The sequence below is a fragment of the Indolivaga alginatilytica genome (genome assembly GCF_003201355.1).
Taxonomy (GTDB): Bacteria; Bacteroidota; Bacteroidia; order Bacteroidales; family Dysgonomonadaceae; genus Dysgonomonas_A; species Dysgonomonas_A alginatilytica.
The window spans coordinates 307561-321165 of sequence record NZ_QICL01000001.1 but is presented as its reverse complement, the minus strand read 5'-3'; the positions used below and the strand labels follow the sequence as shown (position 1 = coordinate 321165).

Here is a 13605-nt window from a genome sequence, read left to right as displayed (position 1 = left end):
GATCATCCGTTTTTATGTCAGTCAAAGACGATATTTAAACGGATAATCTTATTCTGGTTTTATATCAGAAAGTAAAGCTATCCTTTAGGGCGGATGTACGGTCTTGCTATGCAGCAAAATTATTAATTGTTAATTTGTTTCTTTGTATTCTAAAAAAATACATTATATTTGCCTCTGTAAAAGACCAATTTACGATAACTATGACAAGAACGTTAACATGTATATCTGTGTATAAAAATCTAAAATTTAACTATTTAGGTTTGGATATGTATGCTGAAATGTTAGAGAGAGAGAGAGAGAGAGAGAGAGAGAGAGAGAGAGAGAGAGAGAGTTAAATAATACCTCTTCACATTTAAAACACTACTTATTCCCGGAAATTTCAAGGCAAGATATTTGTTTATCATATCTATTGTGTCTTGTAGACTTGTTTGGGTTTCTGCTTTTACATTCCTCAATTAAATTTAATAATAATAGTGATGCCGGTAATGCCTGTCGTGTAGAGAAGTCTGTAATCTGTTGTCGTTTAAACTTCTCACGATTTAAGGCTTATCTATGGCGAAGCTGTGTCCGGCAGTGGTGTGTAGTGATTACATGCCACTGCTTTTTCTATGCTTATACTTTAACATTAACTAATAAAATACTCACCCATTAATTTAAAAACGATGACAATGAATAAACGTTTTTTTCTATTGATTTTGATTTCCCTTTCGGTCAGTAGCCTCTTTGCTCAGGTCGGTGTTAATACCGAAAACCCGAATGTGTTGACAGAGCTTGATGTCCGGAATATTGTGAATGGCAGCGATACCATTCCCAAAGGTATTATGATTCCCCGTATGACCGAAGTCCAGAGAAATGAGATCGACGTATCGAATGTTACAACAGCAAACAGTCTGATGATATACAATATCGATGAAGACTGTTACAACTACTACTCAAAATCGAATCTCGAATGGCAGAGCCTTTGCGGTAAAATGGGTAAAGCCCATTTCGATATGGATTGCGATTTGGTGACCGTGGTGGGGCAGTATGGCGACAAGGTTGCATTAAATGCCTCTAACTACCTGAAAGTAACCGTTAATGTAACCCGTATCGGTTCATACAGTATTTCGGCAGTATCTACCCCCGATAATGGTTATTTCTTTGAAGCCTCGGGAACGTTCTTTACAACCGGAAAAATTACACTCACCATTCAGGGAACAGGTGAGCCTGTAAACCATACACAAGGTGCCAATCTTATTGACCCGAGCGACGATACTCCCAACCTGTTTATGTTGACATCTAACGGAGGCGGTTCCGATTGTAGCTTCAAAGTAAATGTACGGTCGACGGCAGCACGCCCTAAATTCACGATGGATTGTGCGGCTACCGTAGTTGAGGGTATGTATTTCGAAGATCAAGCCCTGAGTTCCACACCTAATCCGTATAACGGACAATCACACCGCATAAAGGTAACACTGAAAAATATTCCGTCGACCTCTTATGGTGCGGTAGCCGTATTGGAGACAAACACAGTAGACGGTATTTCGTTTAAAGGCGAGGCAGTCCTTATCTCATCAACACAGGAAGTATACCTTACGGGTACAGGCGTTCCCCGTGGTCTGACAGATAAGATTATGACTATTATTTCCAACAGCGAAAGTTCAACGGCATCGTGTACGGCTACCGTTCGTATGCTTATTCCCCGCAAGCGTCTGATGACACTGGGGAATACTACAGTCCCTTATTATTACAATGCCGGTTTGGTTGATACACGCAATCCTCCTAATAATTTGAATACTTTGCTGACCGACAAGAATAACTTCGGCTACAACCAATGGTCTATTCTCAGATTCCAGGGCTTTAATAATGTATCAACTTCTCTTTTATCAAACTTTATCCCTACCAGCCCCAATAGTTGGGTGGATGACGATAGAGATATTGTCGCCTTGCAAACCTCTACATGGCAAAATATGTCGGCAGAAAAATTGGAATCATTCCTGAAAGGAACAAACGGGGTATCTAAGGTCGATATCTTTATGATTGGGTATAATACCGATTTTTACAGGAATGCAAATGCCGCCGATGCTGCCAAATGTGCCAAGCTTGTCGATTTCGTAAAATCGGGAGGTATCCTTATGATCTGTTCGGAAGAGACTGCCTCGAACGCAAACTTCCTTAATCTGTTGTTTAATAATCCCAATCCTGCCATTACTTCAGTAATAGGAGCAGGAGCAGGTTCTAATTATACATTGGGTTTCAATAATAGCAATATGCCTGCCGATATGAAACCTTACTACTGTAAAGATGATGACCCTATCCTCAGAGGTCCTTTCGATGATATTGTAGGTAGAAACTGGGGTGAAGATGCATCCAATACCTATTTTGTAAATAATCTGCCCTTAGACGAAGTGGTAATCTATTCGGGTGCCAGAGAGATCGGAAATACCTTGCGTCCTGCAAATGGAGTGACCATTTTCCGTCACAGGGAATACCCGTTCGTATTTATCGGCGATGGAGGTTTTAATTCATCAGAAGCCAGATCTTATGCAAATGTAAACAGTGGAGTTTGCCCTTTTGTGCTGACCAACAAAACAATAAACGGTAAGACATATACCAATTATCCCACTTTCCGCCTCAATTTCGGAGGTTCAGGCAACAGGGTTTATAATACCATCTTTACAGCCAATGCTTTCGCATGGTGTATTATGAAAGCTGAAGAACTGAGAAAGCTGAATAATCAATAATAAGATAAAGCATTCTTTATTTCAAACCAAAAGAGGCTGTCAATTATTTGGACAGCCTCTTTTGGTTTATAGTGATAGGCAGTTTCATTATTTTCAGGATATACTAAATGAATGCGTTATATGTCTGAAAGACTTGTATACTTACATATTCCTTTAAATGATATAGTTATGTATTATACCTGTTTGGGGCGGTTTATTTTTTTGCTGTCAAAGTTAAAAAAAAGCGGCTATCTGTTTGGTGAAGCGAAAATTTTATTACCTTTGCATCGCATTTAAGAAAAAAGGGCAGTTACCAGAGTGGCCAAATGGGTCTGACTGTAACTCAGATAGCTTACGCTTACGGTGGTTCGAATCCATCACTGCCCACTTTTTTTGATCTTGCAATTGCGGAAGTAGCTCAGTTGATAGAGCATCAGCCTTCCAAGCTGAGGGTCGAGGGTTTGAGCCCCTTCTTCCGCTCCAAAAAGAAAAAAGCGATTACGTAAAGTAGTCGCTTTTGCTGTATTATTGACTGGAATTTTCAATAAAATTTGTTCCTCCCAATAACACGATCCTAGTGTAAACTCTCGAAAAAGAAGTGCAATCTATTGTCCTTTATGTTTTTAAGTTCCGAAGGAGTAAGGTTGAGTTCCGATTTACATTCACGGATGAAATGAGGCTGGTCGTAATACCCCCTTTCAAGAATAATGGGCAGATAATCATTATAATCGGTTAATAACAACTCTTTTACTGTTTTTTGAAAACGGCTGATAGTATGGAATCGTTTAGGAGACAGACCAAACTCAGACTTAAATATTCGCTCGAAATTTCGCAAACTCATATTCATGTTTTTAGCAATAGAGTAAATAGTACTATCTTCCGTATTTTTATATAGAACGTTTATAGCTTTGTCTATTACTTGATTATCTTTTCTGTACCTATGTAATAGCTTCGTGAAAAATTGGTTTAGAAGGTCGGTCTGTATAGCCATATCGACTACTTCGTCTTGTAACTGAGTAAGTAGGTTTCTACCGTCTTCTTTCCATATATCTTCAACAGAAAGAAAAGTATTGTTTATTTCGTTGAAGTTTATATCACAAAAATGTCGGAAAGATCCACAGCGGAATCTTGCGGCGATGAACTGTGTATTTCCCTCTGAACTCAAATCGAGTAGTTGACGAGGGCATAGAATATGAGACGAAGCCAGTTTGTGTTCTTTAGAACTGAAAGGAGTGCCTAAATGAATCAAAAGATCGACACCCGTTCCGGCAAACAAAGGGAACATATCTATATCGGATTTGCTTTCAACACTACAAGTCCAGTATCTGTCTATATAGTTACGCAAATGTTGAGCCGGAATATAGCTGTCACATATTCGAATCATATTATTATGTATTAGAATTTATATTCAATAAAAACATATAGTGCTGAAATAGTAGATTTTAAACACAAAGTTCACAAAGGCTTTTTCACAAAGAATACAATTTATAAGTATCTGAATGCGTACTTTGTGCCTAAACTTTGTGATCTCTGTGTTAAAGCAAATCGCTACAGATGAAACATATAATAATCTATTGAATATAAACTCTATTCTTTAAAAAGCAATAATAATTGTTTCTTCAAATATTAAGTAAAGGTAAGTATTTAATTTTTTACCTAAAGCCTCGCTAACCCTCTCATCCCATTCCATCCCATTTTGTAGGGGCAGACCTATGTGTCTGTCCGGAATAGGGCGAACACATGGGTTCGCCTCTACATCGAAATAAGGTACACTTAAATGATTTTAACCGCAGGCTCTTTATCCAACAAATCTGTTATTACCCCTATTGCTTTGTTGTAGTGAGGGGATGTCAGGTGAAAGTCTACACCAGACTGATTTTTGTATATTTCGTAAAAAACGAAGTCATTCGAATTTTCAACGGCTCTGTAATGTGTGTAAAACAGGCAGCCTTCCTCTTTTCGGGTATTCTCTACCAGTTCCGATGCAATTGATAAAAACTGATCTACATGATTGGGGTTGACACTAAACTGCGCAATAATAATTTTTTCCATCTTGATTTTACAATTTTAAAAGAGTATATATTTCTGTTGAATATAAATTCTGGAGAATCAATTCACTTTCTGAAATACAAATATATTGCTCGTAAATGGTTCTCGATTGTAAAAAAACGACAATGTAGTTTATCGAAGTCGGTTTTGATTTATATTGCATCGACAAAAAAATAACCATATCTTTATGCCCGAAAATAAATATTAGGTAACGGCATATTCTTCCAAGCTGAGGGTAGAGGGTTTCAAACCTTTCCAGTACTCAGAAGAACAAATAGCGACTACGTGAAGTAATCACTTTTGTTGCATTAGGTGAAAGTCCGAATATAAAGGTTCTGTTTTGGAGTTATAAGTGAATCACAACTATTTATTGCTGTATTTTTTAGCTTTAACAGGCTATGGTTTTTATGCTTATCCAAGTGATATAAAGGTCTGAGACCTTAAAAAAATAGATAATAAAGTATCCGAATGAAAGGAAGCGGTATTCAGAATCTTACCGAAGGTAAGATATTCTCGACTCTTATACGATTGGCTTTGCCCCTGATGGGGACAAGCTTCCTGCAGATGGCATATACGCTGATGGCTATGTCGTGGGTGGGGCGATTGGGGGCGGATGATGCTTCTCATGTAGCCACTAAATCGGAAGCCGCCATTGGAGCCATCGGGATGTTATTGTGGCTTACCGCATCCGTTGCCTATCTGGCGATGATAGGTGCTGAGGTAGCTGTGGGACAATCAATCGGTGCAAAAAAGATGCGTCAGGCAAAAATATATGCCTCCCATACCTCTACCGTAGCTATCTTTCTGGGTGTAGTGTGGTCGCTTACGCTGTTTGCATTTGCAGAACCCATTTTGATGTTTTTTAAACTCCCTGCCGATATAACGGGCGAAGCCGTACTTTACCTTCGTATAATGACTATATGCCTGCCGTTTCAGTTTTTATCCTATAACTTATCGGGAGTATATAATGGGGCGGGGCGTAGCTTTATTCCTTTCCGTAACAATGCGTGCGGACTGGTGTTGAATATGATTCTCGATCCTATCCTTATGTTCGGTCTCGATATGGGCTTACATGGAGCGGCGGTAGGCAGTGTAATATCTCAGATATTTGTATTCGGGCTGTTCTTTTATCAGATCAAATCGGCTAACCGGATTTTGGGAAATTTTTCTTTTCTGATAAAGCCCCGTACCGTTTTTCTTAAGCGTGTCTTTTATCTGGGAACACCCGTTTCGTTGATGAATTCGCTTTATGCAATCATAAATATGAATCTGGCTCGTGTAGCCTCTATATATGGCGGTCACTTGGGTTTGATGACTCAGACTACGGGCGGTCAGATCGAAGCTGTCACATGGAATACTTCACAAGGTTTTTCTACGGCTCTGAGTGCTTTTATGGCTCAGAATTATGCCGCAAATAAAATAGAACGGGGTAAGAAAGCCTATATCTATACCTTGCGTATAATGGTTTCGGTGGGTATTGTGGTGAGTGTTGCGTTCGTCTTCTTCGGCGGGGCTATCTTCGGGCTTATCGTACCCCACGATGATGCAATAAAAGCAGGATCGCAATACCTGATGGTAATGGGTTTGGTACAGATTTTTATGATGCTCGAGCTTACTACTCAGGGGATGTTTAACGGTATCGGGCGAACCGTAGAACCTGCAATTATCAGTGTTGTATTTAATGCTTTGCGTATTCCTCTGGCTTACTATCTTGCATCCGATATGGGTATTGTAGGTGTATGGTGGGCAATTGCTATATCGAGTGTCTGTAAAGGAATTATATTGCCGCTTTGGTTTTCATTTCTCTATAAAAAGGTCAAAAAATAGAGTTTTTCTATTGACTTTTCCTTTATGTCGTTTGAATGCGATTCAATACGATGTTTTATCACTATAACTATCTCCGATTGTTATGCCCGTTCGAAGCAATAAAAATAAAAGGTCTGTGAAATAATAAACCTATCAATGTTAAGGTTGATAGGTTCTTTTTTTGTTGTCGTTCAAATCTATTGGCAACAAGACGTTACCTATGGCATAACTATGTCCGCAGTACAATTATTTTATTATGTTGTTAGGTGTGTGTATGCAAAAGTATTGAAATATACTTTATTATGCAACAAAAAATATCTGAAAAGAAAATAATAAATATTTTATTACTTGACGTAGGGAAGTGTTTTCTTCTATCTGCCTTTTCGCAACAGGGAATCTTATTCATATCCAAATAAAAATATTTTGGTAAAATTTAAACGGACTCTAAATAAAAGAATTATATTTGCATCTGTATAATAACTCTTTACGCTCACAATGACCAATAAGTTAACAGATATATCTGCATATAATAATCTAAAATTTAACTGTTTAGGTTTGGATATCTGCATTGAAATATTAGAGAGAGAGAGAGAGAGAGAGAGAGAGAGAGAGAGAGAGAGAGAGTAACACATCCTCACGCTTAATAAACTACATTTTCATAAAATTTATAAGGCGGGCTTTTTGTCCTTATTATTTATTGTGTCTTTTTGACGCTATTGTTTACCATTTAAAATATATCCCCAATAAATATATTAATAGCTGTCGAGGCAGTATCTGTTCCCGTATAACATATTTGTTTTTTTGTTGTCGTTCAAAATTTATACGGATCAACGATCTGCCTATGTCACAACTATGTCCGACAGTAGGGTGTAGTGATTATACCCTGCTGTTTTTAAGTAAACCAAATAAAAATACTAACTAATGAGAGCTGCAAAATGAAGAAAATTATTTTATCGGGTTATGTATTCATTATTTCTGCTTCGGTCTTTAGCCAGGTAGGAATAAATACCCGCACACCCTACACTAACAGTGTGTTTCATATTGATGCAAAAGGAAATAATACATCTGCTACGAGTGTTACTAGAGCTCAGGAAGCCGATGATGTTGTGATTGATAAATCGGGAAATATAGGTGTTGGTGTGGTTAATCCCACAGCTAAAGTGCATATCGATTCATCAAAAGGAACAATTAAGCCCCTGCGTTTAGCGGATGGATCGCAAGGAATCAACAAATATTTTTTCTCGGATACTCAGGGAAGGGGTACATGGAAAGATAAACCCATGCCCAATGGCATTGTTTATTATAGCACTACACCGAAAACACTCACCAAAAATGTATTCACGGAGCTTCCCGTAGAGGTCAATTCGGCAGGATATAGCCGCATTACAATACCGCGGGCAGGCAATTATGTATTTACCCTGCGGTGGTGGGGAGCATTGGACGCCATACCCATCGGAACGAAACTGATGTCGACAGCCACCATTCAGCTATGCCGGTATGTAAGTTCAACTACGAGCACCGTTCTCGACCAGACTACTTACTATACATCGGTTACGGGGGTGGGAGGGAGTACTACCCGTTTCTCGTTTACGGTCAGCTTTTTTGCCTCGAATCTTCCTGCCGGTGATATTCTGTTCTTACGCCTCCGTCCCGATGACGGTTATAATTGGCTTACAGGTGCTTCGTTGGCAGCAGATCAGGTGAAACAAACTATTTATTATCCGAGTATCATGGTTTATAATATTTGAAAAAAAGACACTAATGAAAAAATATATAATTCTATTCGGTTTGTCCCTTTTGACATCTTCTTTATGCAAGGCACAAGTTTCCATTAATACAAGTAGTCCTCTGGGGATATTTTACATAGATGGGGCTGCCGATAATACAACCACCTCTGCCAACAGATTTAAGAACGATGTAATGGTAGATGTCAATGGCTCTCTGGTGTTGGGGAAAGCTACACAGCCCTCTGTGGGGCAGGCAAAGGTCGATATTACTTCGGATGCCGCTTATGGAACCCTCAAAATGGCGGATGGCGGCGAAGGCGACGGCATGGTTCTATTCGGCGATGCCAACGGGTATGCCCGATGGGGTATGCTGAAAGGGAGTGGAGGCTATCGGTTAAGCCTTACGGCTCCTACCGCGGCTATGGCAACCGGAACTTTCTATACAGTAGGTTTTAACAATAGCTTGAACTATATTCCCATAACAGAAAAAGGCAGTTATATTGTCATGATACGCATGGCGGCTACCTATACGGGAACATTGGGACGTACGGGTGGATATTTCTATTTACATAAGAACACGGTAAATACAGCCACTATGGGGATCGATTCGATAGAAATGTACATGGAGTGCCTTACGGGAAAGAAATTTTCTACATATACCGTACTCAGGGCACTCGATCTGGCTGTAGGCGATAAGATATATTTAGTGATGAGGCCGCAAACGGAAGGTACATGGACGCTTGATCTTTCTTTAACCACCGTATTCTTTTATCGTGTATAACCTTCTTACATTAAGCTAAGTAAATTATGAAACAAATAGTATTGACTTTTTTATTTACCCTGTCTCTTGGGCAGGTTCTCCCACAGATCGGGATAAATACCGAGAACCCTTCGGCAATGTTCCATATCGACGGGGCAATGGATAATCTGGCATCGCCTACAGCAGCTCAGATACTGAATGATGTAGTGGTCACTTCGGCAGGCAATATCGGTGTGGGAACGGTCACCCCTTCCGTAAGATTGGAGATTGTAAAGGGGGCGTCTTCTCCTCTGCGGATTGTAGACGGTTCGACTATGACGGCTAAGGTATTGGAATCCGATGCTAATGGGGTAGCCGGTTGGACGGAGCAACCGCCATCGTATGCCAAGTCATACAGAGCTTCGGCAGGAGGGCAGAAATTTTATTACGCTACAATAGCCGTGTTAACAATGGATCAGCCTATTGTTATCCCTCAAAACGGCAAGTATCTGCTTACTCTGCGTTGGTGGGGGTATAATAGATTGGATGTCGCTTCACGGCATATTCTCAGCGGATATATTTTTGTAAGGAAACAGGGGGCAGGAACAGTCTACCTCGATCAGATCGAGTATTATATGAATGGGACTATTAATGATGTTCTTACATTTACAACTTCTTTGTATTTGGGTGACAGAGTGGCAAATGAGGTAATTGAAATTCTGGTAAGACCTGCAATCGGAACTGACGGAACTGCGGGCGCTCTTCAATGGGAGCTTATCAATAATGCAGCACGTCCCGATCTTATGCCTCAGGTGATTTTGTACTCTATTTAATGCAATGACAGATATAAGAATCATTAAGCCTCGACTTTATCTCGTAAAAGTCGAGGCTTAATTTTTGGAGTCAAAACAGATTATATTTCTTCAAAAGCAAAATGTGCCGCACGATTCAATATATGATTAAACTCAAGGCTCTTTCTGAATTCCGTTAAACAGTTTTCCAGAAGATTGTCACTCATCAGGAAATCATCGGATACAAACTTCATCAGAGAATAATTTTTAAGCTTCAAATATTCGGCATGCTTATAATCCTGAGGGAAATCTTTGGGAACTTTCTTTAGTTTCGAGCTTTCGTCCAGTTCAAAACCTTTGGCATGCTTAATCGCTTTCAGAAAAGCATCACCATTATCTAGAATCTCTTCCCTTATACTTTGTAATACCTTCGGCTCGGGATTATGTACACCCGTTGCCAGTAAATGTCCTCCGATGAAATTGGCTCCGGGAGCTTCCACATGAAAATAATATCCTGCCAACCCCGATTTTTTACCATTCGGGCAAATATAAGCTGCCATATGTGTTTTGTACGGCTCTTTGTTGGGCGAAAAACGTACATCCCTGTAAATACGGAACGTACAATCCTTTGCAGTCAGATTTTTTATAGAAGAATCGAATTTAGCAATGCCCTCGATCAGCTTTTCCGCAAATGCGTTGAACTCCTTTTCCACCTCCTTATATAATGACTTGTTTGCCGTGAACCATTCCCTGTTATTGTTCTCTTTCAGTTGAGAGAGAAATTCGATTATATTTTTCATACAAATAATTTGTTGTTTAGTATTCTGTTAAGTAATTGAAAGTAATTAATGATGCATTTTAGTTGTAGGGGCAGACCTATGTGTCTGTCCTATGTTGGTGGATGCATAGATTTGCACCTACAACTAAAATGCAAATAGCTCTGTGAGCTTATATATTCTGGTCGCAAATGAAAAACAGTACAAAGTCGCCCACGGTTTCGCTATCGACCAATAACCACGGCGATTTTTCCTCTTTCGATTTTGTCTGTATAATCAGCTTATCATCGCCCGTGTAATCCTTTACCTCCAGTATTTTGAATCGTTTGCGTGTGCAATCGTACAAACCGTAAGTAACGGAGTAGCTAAAGTTATCCCATTTCCGGATCTTTTTTTCGGCATTCTTCCTGAAAACTCTCTTTATTTTGTCTACATAAGTTTGCCTGCTTTCGGCAGTGGTATATACCGTCTTAACGGTGGCATAAATACGCCCGTCTATCATTTTTACGTTTGTGGAATCTATGTAGAATTCCGAATTTTCGGTTACTGCCAGATCCTTCCACCCATTCTGTCCACATACCAAAAGAGGGGCTAATATTGAGATGATAAGAACGAATACTTGTTTCATTTGAGGAATTTTTTTTATACTAAGTAATTGTAAGTATTTAATGATATATTTCATAAGCATAACTAGCTTTGGCTGTTATATTTGCCAAAGCAATAAATAGCTCTGCGAGCTTAATTTCGAAAATAAGTCAACTATAAACTGATATATCATACCTGTGCAAGTAATAAAAAGAGTTGCAGACTCTTAATAAATTCGTAACAGATATGTTGCCGCATTTTAACCGAAATCGGCAAAAAACGTTTTATATTTGCAATAACAAATTAAACAAAAAAAAATGAAAAGAATAGCAGTTTATTGTGGTTCGAGTTCAGGTTCGAACGATATTTTTAAAATAAAAGCCGAAACTTTGGGAAAATCCCTTGCCAAAAATAATATCGAATTGGTATACGGCGGTGCCAAAGTAGGCTTGATGGGTGCGGTTGCCGATGGAGCACTCAAACACGGTGGAAAGGCAATCGGAGTACTGCCCAACTTTCTGGCAGAAAAGGAGCTGGAGCATAAGTCGCTTACCGAAATCTATTTGGTGGATACAATGCACGAGCGTAAATTCAAAATGGCAGACCTTTCGGATGGCTTTATAGCGCTTCCCGGTGGTTTTGGCACTATGGAAGAACTGTTCGAAGTATTGACATGGGCTCAGCTTTCGCTGCATAAAAAGCCGGTGGCACTTCTTAATGTAAACGGATATTACGATGCCTTGCTTCAATTTATAAAAGTGATGAATCGCGATGGTTTCTTAAAGGATGATTATCTTGATCTGCTGATTGTAAGCAGCGATATTGATGATTTGTTACTGCAAATGAAAACTTATGTTCCTTTGAAGAACGAAAAGTGGTTTGTCTCTAAATAACAGTTATCAGTTATCAGTCAACACTATCTTTGTGTATTTGTAACTTTTATGTAATCAGATGATTATCCGTTATTTTTAAGTTTAGTCTGTCCCCTTAGGATAGGCTTTTTATTTTATAGATAATGCCTTTCGAGAATAGATCACAGATAGCAGTCGGCTGCTATCTGTGATCTGTTGAATAATAGAATACAAACTTTTTCTCCCTCTCTATTATTTATTTTCTGTATCTTCTGTATCTTCCAGCATTTCTTTTATTTCGGCTTCGATACGTGCATAATCTTTGTTTGAAGCCTCAAGATATCGTCTGGCTCTTTCGTACTTTTCTGCCTCTAGTCTGAATTCTTCTTTATCCTTTTTGCGCTGTCTGAGGGCAAGCGAAATGAATACCACTAAGGTCAGAAGTACAACTATTCCAACTGTCAGATACAGGTAGAAGTCGGATTGTAATTCTCCGTAAAACCTGTCTTTTTGCTCTATACGGAAATTGGTATCGGCTTTTATCATTTCCGCAGGTTGCTCTTCTTTGGCAATCTGTAGGATAGTTTCGTTCTTTAATTCGCTGTAATTCAATGCCTGTTTGTAATCGCCTGTCAATTTATAATAATTGGTTAGGGCGGCATACATTTCTTTTTTCGTTTTAATATCTGTTACATCGGGTAGGCTAGCTTCTACTTTAAGTGCAAATTCTTTTGCTAAGTTCTTGTCTTGTTTTAGATTATAGATTTTAAGTAGCGACAGATAAGCACGATGTCTTTGATTGTCATCTGTAATTTTCATATCTAAGACCGACTGATAATACTCGATAGCCTTATCGTATTCGCCCATCTTGTATGTAATTACGCCCAAATTTTGAGTGATGTTGTTTTTATATTTCTCACCATTTATATTCTTCGCAATTTGTAATGCATTATTAAAATAAACATAGGCACTATCTAGCTTACCTAAATCTTCATAACAGCGACCTATTTGATTGGTTGCTCTCATCATTGAAATAGAATCTTTTTCTAAACTATAGCAATGCAGTGCTTTTCGATAATTAAGAGCAGCACTGTCCATAGCACCTTGCTCAAAATATACAGCACCTATGTAGTCAGATATTCTCCCACTCAACTTATTGTCTCCTGTTTTAGTGGCATTGACACCTGCTTTTAAGAAGCTGATAAGAGATTTGTCGTACCTGTTCATCTTACGGTTTATAATACCTGCGTAATAGTTAGCCAGTGCGGCTTGTTCCGAATTTTTACTACCGTCAAAATATTCTTGTGCTTCAAAAACCAATGTGTCGCCTAATATTTCTTGTTTTGTTTTATATTTCGCATGTATCCTTGTTACTATATGTTGCATGTAGCTGTCCGCATCCATATCTTCGGTATTTTGTATCGAATCGAGTAATGCTAAAGCTTCATTCGGCTTATCTTCAACTATATTCTGTGCTTGTCTTAATAAATCAGTTGAGGCATTATTTTGTTTACATGAGAATAATATACATGGTAATAATAGTAGCAGGAAGTTTGTGGAGATCTTCATAGTAGTAAAG

11 protein-coding genes and 2 tRNA genes are annotated in these 13605 nt (G+C 38.8%); 8 read left to right on the top strand and 5 right to left on the bottom strand.

What is annotated here, in order from left to right; all coding sequences use genetic code 11:
* Positions 1 to 668 precede the first annotated feature (668 nt).
* The 3 genes from CLV62_RS01430 to CLV62_RS01420 all read left to right on the top strand — a co-directional run bounded on the left by CLV62_RS01430 (position 669) and on the right by CLV62_RS01420 (position 3185).
* A complete protein-coding gene (locus CLV62_RS01430; RefSeq protein WP_146212663.1) occupies positions 669 to 2723 on the top strand; it encodes a hypothetical protein in 2055 nt (684 codons plus the stop codon).
* A 283-nt stretch (positions 2724 to 3006) separates the two neighbouring features.
* Positions 3007 to 3089, top strand: a tRNA-Tyr gene (locus CLV62_RS01425).
* Between the two features lie 20 nt (positions 3090 to 3109).
* Positions 3110 to 3185: transfer RNA gene (locus tag CLV62_RS01420), tRNA-Gly, on the top strand.
* A 91-nt stretch (positions 3186 to 3276) separates the two neighbouring features.
* On the opposite strand, the gene CLV62_RS01415 is transcribed toward CLV62_RS01420, so the two are convergent.
* Together CLV62_RS01415 and CLV62_RS01410 are read right to left on the bottom strand one after the other, a co-directional pair.
* Positions 3277 to 4086: a helix-turn-helix domain-containing protein gene (locus tag CLV62_RS01415; RefSeq protein WP_110308992.1), complete on the bottom strand. Its 810-nt coding sequence runs from the start codon at positions 4084 to 4086 to the stop codon at positions 3277 to 3279.
* Positions 4087 to 4475: 389 nt separating this feature from the next.
* A complete protein-coding gene (locus tag CLV62_RS01410; RefSeq protein ID WP_110308991.1) occupies positions 4476 to 4754 on the bottom strand; it encodes a putative quinol monooxygenase in 279 nt (92 codons plus the stop codon).
* A 465-nt stretch (positions 4755 to 5219) separates the two neighbouring features.
* Between CLV62_RS01410 and CLV62_RS01405 the strand changes: the two genes are divergently transcribed.
* The 4 genes from CLV62_RS01405 to CLV62_RS01390 all read left to right on the top strand — a co-directional run bounded on the left by CLV62_RS01405 (position 5220) and on the right by CLV62_RS01390 (position 9856).
* Entirely contained in the window at positions 5220 to 6578 is a 1359-nt protein-coding gene (locus CLV62_RS01405) for an MATE family efflux transporter (RefSeq protein ID WP_110308990.1), read from the top strand.
* A 914-nt stretch (positions 6579 to 7492) separates the two neighbouring features.
* On the top strand, positions 7493 to 8305 hold the full coding sequence (locus CLV62_RS01400; RefSeq protein WP_110308989.1) for a hypothetical protein: 813 nt from the start codon (positions 7493 to 7495) through the stop codon (positions 8303 to 8305).
* Positions 8306 to 8318: 13 nt separating this feature from the next.
* On the top strand, positions 8319 to 9065 hold the full coding sequence (locus CLV62_RS01395) for a hypothetical protein (protein WP_110308988.1): 747 nt from the start codon (positions 8319 to 8321) through the stop codon (positions 9063 to 9065).
* 26 nt (positions 9066 to 9091) lie between these two features.
* On the top strand, positions 9092 to 9856 hold the full coding sequence (locus CLV62_RS01390; RefSeq protein WP_110308987.1) for a hypothetical protein: 765 nt from the start codon (positions 9092 to 9094) through the stop codon (positions 9854 to 9856).
* Between the two features lie 80 nt (positions 9857 to 9936).
* On the opposite strand, the gene CLV62_RS01385 is transcribed toward CLV62_RS01390, so the two are convergent.
* Together CLV62_RS01385 and CLV62_RS01380 are read right to left on the bottom strand one after the other, a co-directional pair.
* On the bottom strand, positions 9937 to 10614 hold the full coding sequence (locus tag CLV62_RS01385) for a DUF2461 domain-containing protein (RefSeq protein ID WP_110308986.1): 678 nt from the start codon (positions 10612 to 10614) through the stop codon (positions 9937 to 9939).
* A 148-nt stretch (positions 10615 to 10762) separates the two neighbouring features.
* Positions 10763 to 11218 (bottom strand): surface-adhesin E family protein, encoded by a 456-nt coding sequence (locus CLV62_RS01380; RefSeq protein ID WP_146212662.1) that lies wholly within the window; start codon positions 11216 to 11218, stop codon positions 10763 to 10765.
* A 274-nt stretch (positions 11219 to 11492) separates the two neighbouring features.
* Here CLV62_RS01380 and CLV62_RS01375 point away from each other — a divergent pair, with 274 nt between their 5' ends.
* Positions 11493 to 12068 (top strand): LOG family protein, encoded by a 576-nt coding sequence (locus CLV62_RS01375; RefSeq protein WP_110308984.1) that lies wholly within the window; start codon positions 11493 to 11495, stop codon positions 12066 to 12068.
* 210 nt (positions 12069 to 12278) lie between these two features.
* Here the strand turns inward: CLV62_RS01375 and CLV62_RS01370 are convergent, their stop codons facing one another.
* The gene (locus CLV62_RS01370; RefSeq protein ID WP_110308983.1) at positions 12279 to 13595 is read right to left on the bottom strand and encodes a tetratricopeptide repeat protein; all 1317 of its coding nucleotides are present in this window, start codon (positions 13593 to 13595) and stop codon (positions 12279 to 12281) included.
* Positions 13596 to 13605: the final 10 nt, after the last annotated feature.

Excerpts from the sequence above, each read along its gene's own strand:
- CLV62_RS01430 (WP_146212663.1), top strand. The coding sequence starts at position 669 with ATGAATAAACGTTTTTTTCTATTGATTTTGATTTCCCTTTCGGTCAGT.
- CLV62_RS01415 (WP_110308992.1), bottom strand. The coding sequence starts at position 4,086 with ATGATTCGAATATGTGACAGCTATATTCCGGCTCAACATTTGCGTAAC.
- CLV62_RS01410 (WP_110308991.1), bottom strand. The coding sequence starts at position 4,754 with ATGGAAAAAATTATTATTGCGCAGTTTAGTGTCAACCCCAATCATGTA.
- CLV62_RS01405 (WP_110308990.1), top strand. The coding sequence starts at position 5,220 with ATGAAAGGAAGCGGTATTCAGAATCTTACCGAAGGTAAGATATTCTCG.
- CLV62_RS01400 (WP_110308989.1), top strand. The coding sequence starts at position 7,493 with ATGAAGAAAATTATTTTATCGGGTTATGTATTCATTATTTCTGCTTCG.
- CLV62_RS01395 (WP_110308988.1), top strand. The coding sequence starts at position 8,319 with ATGAAAAAATATATAATTCTATTCGGTTTGTCCCTTTTGACATCTTCT.
- CLV62_RS01390 (WP_110308987.1), top strand. The coding sequence starts at position 9,092 with ATGAAACAAATAGTATTGACTTTTTTATTTACCCTGTCTCTTGGGCAG.
- CLV62_RS01385 (WP_110308986.1), bottom strand. The coding sequence starts at position 10,614 with ATGAAAAATATAATCGAATTTCTCTCTCAACTGAAAGAGAACAATAAC.
- CLV62_RS01380 (WP_146212662.1), bottom strand. The coding sequence starts at position 11,218 with ATGAAACAAGTATTCGTTCTTATCATCTCAATATTAGCCCCTCTTTTG.
- CLV62_RS01375 (WP_110308984.1), top strand. The coding sequence starts at position 11,493 with ATGAAAAGAATAGCAGTTTATTGTGGTTCGAGTTCAGGTTCGAACGAT.
- CLV62_RS01370 (WP_110308983.1), bottom strand. The coding sequence starts at position 13,595 with ATGAAGATCTCCACAAACTTCCTGCTACTATTATTACCATGTATATTA.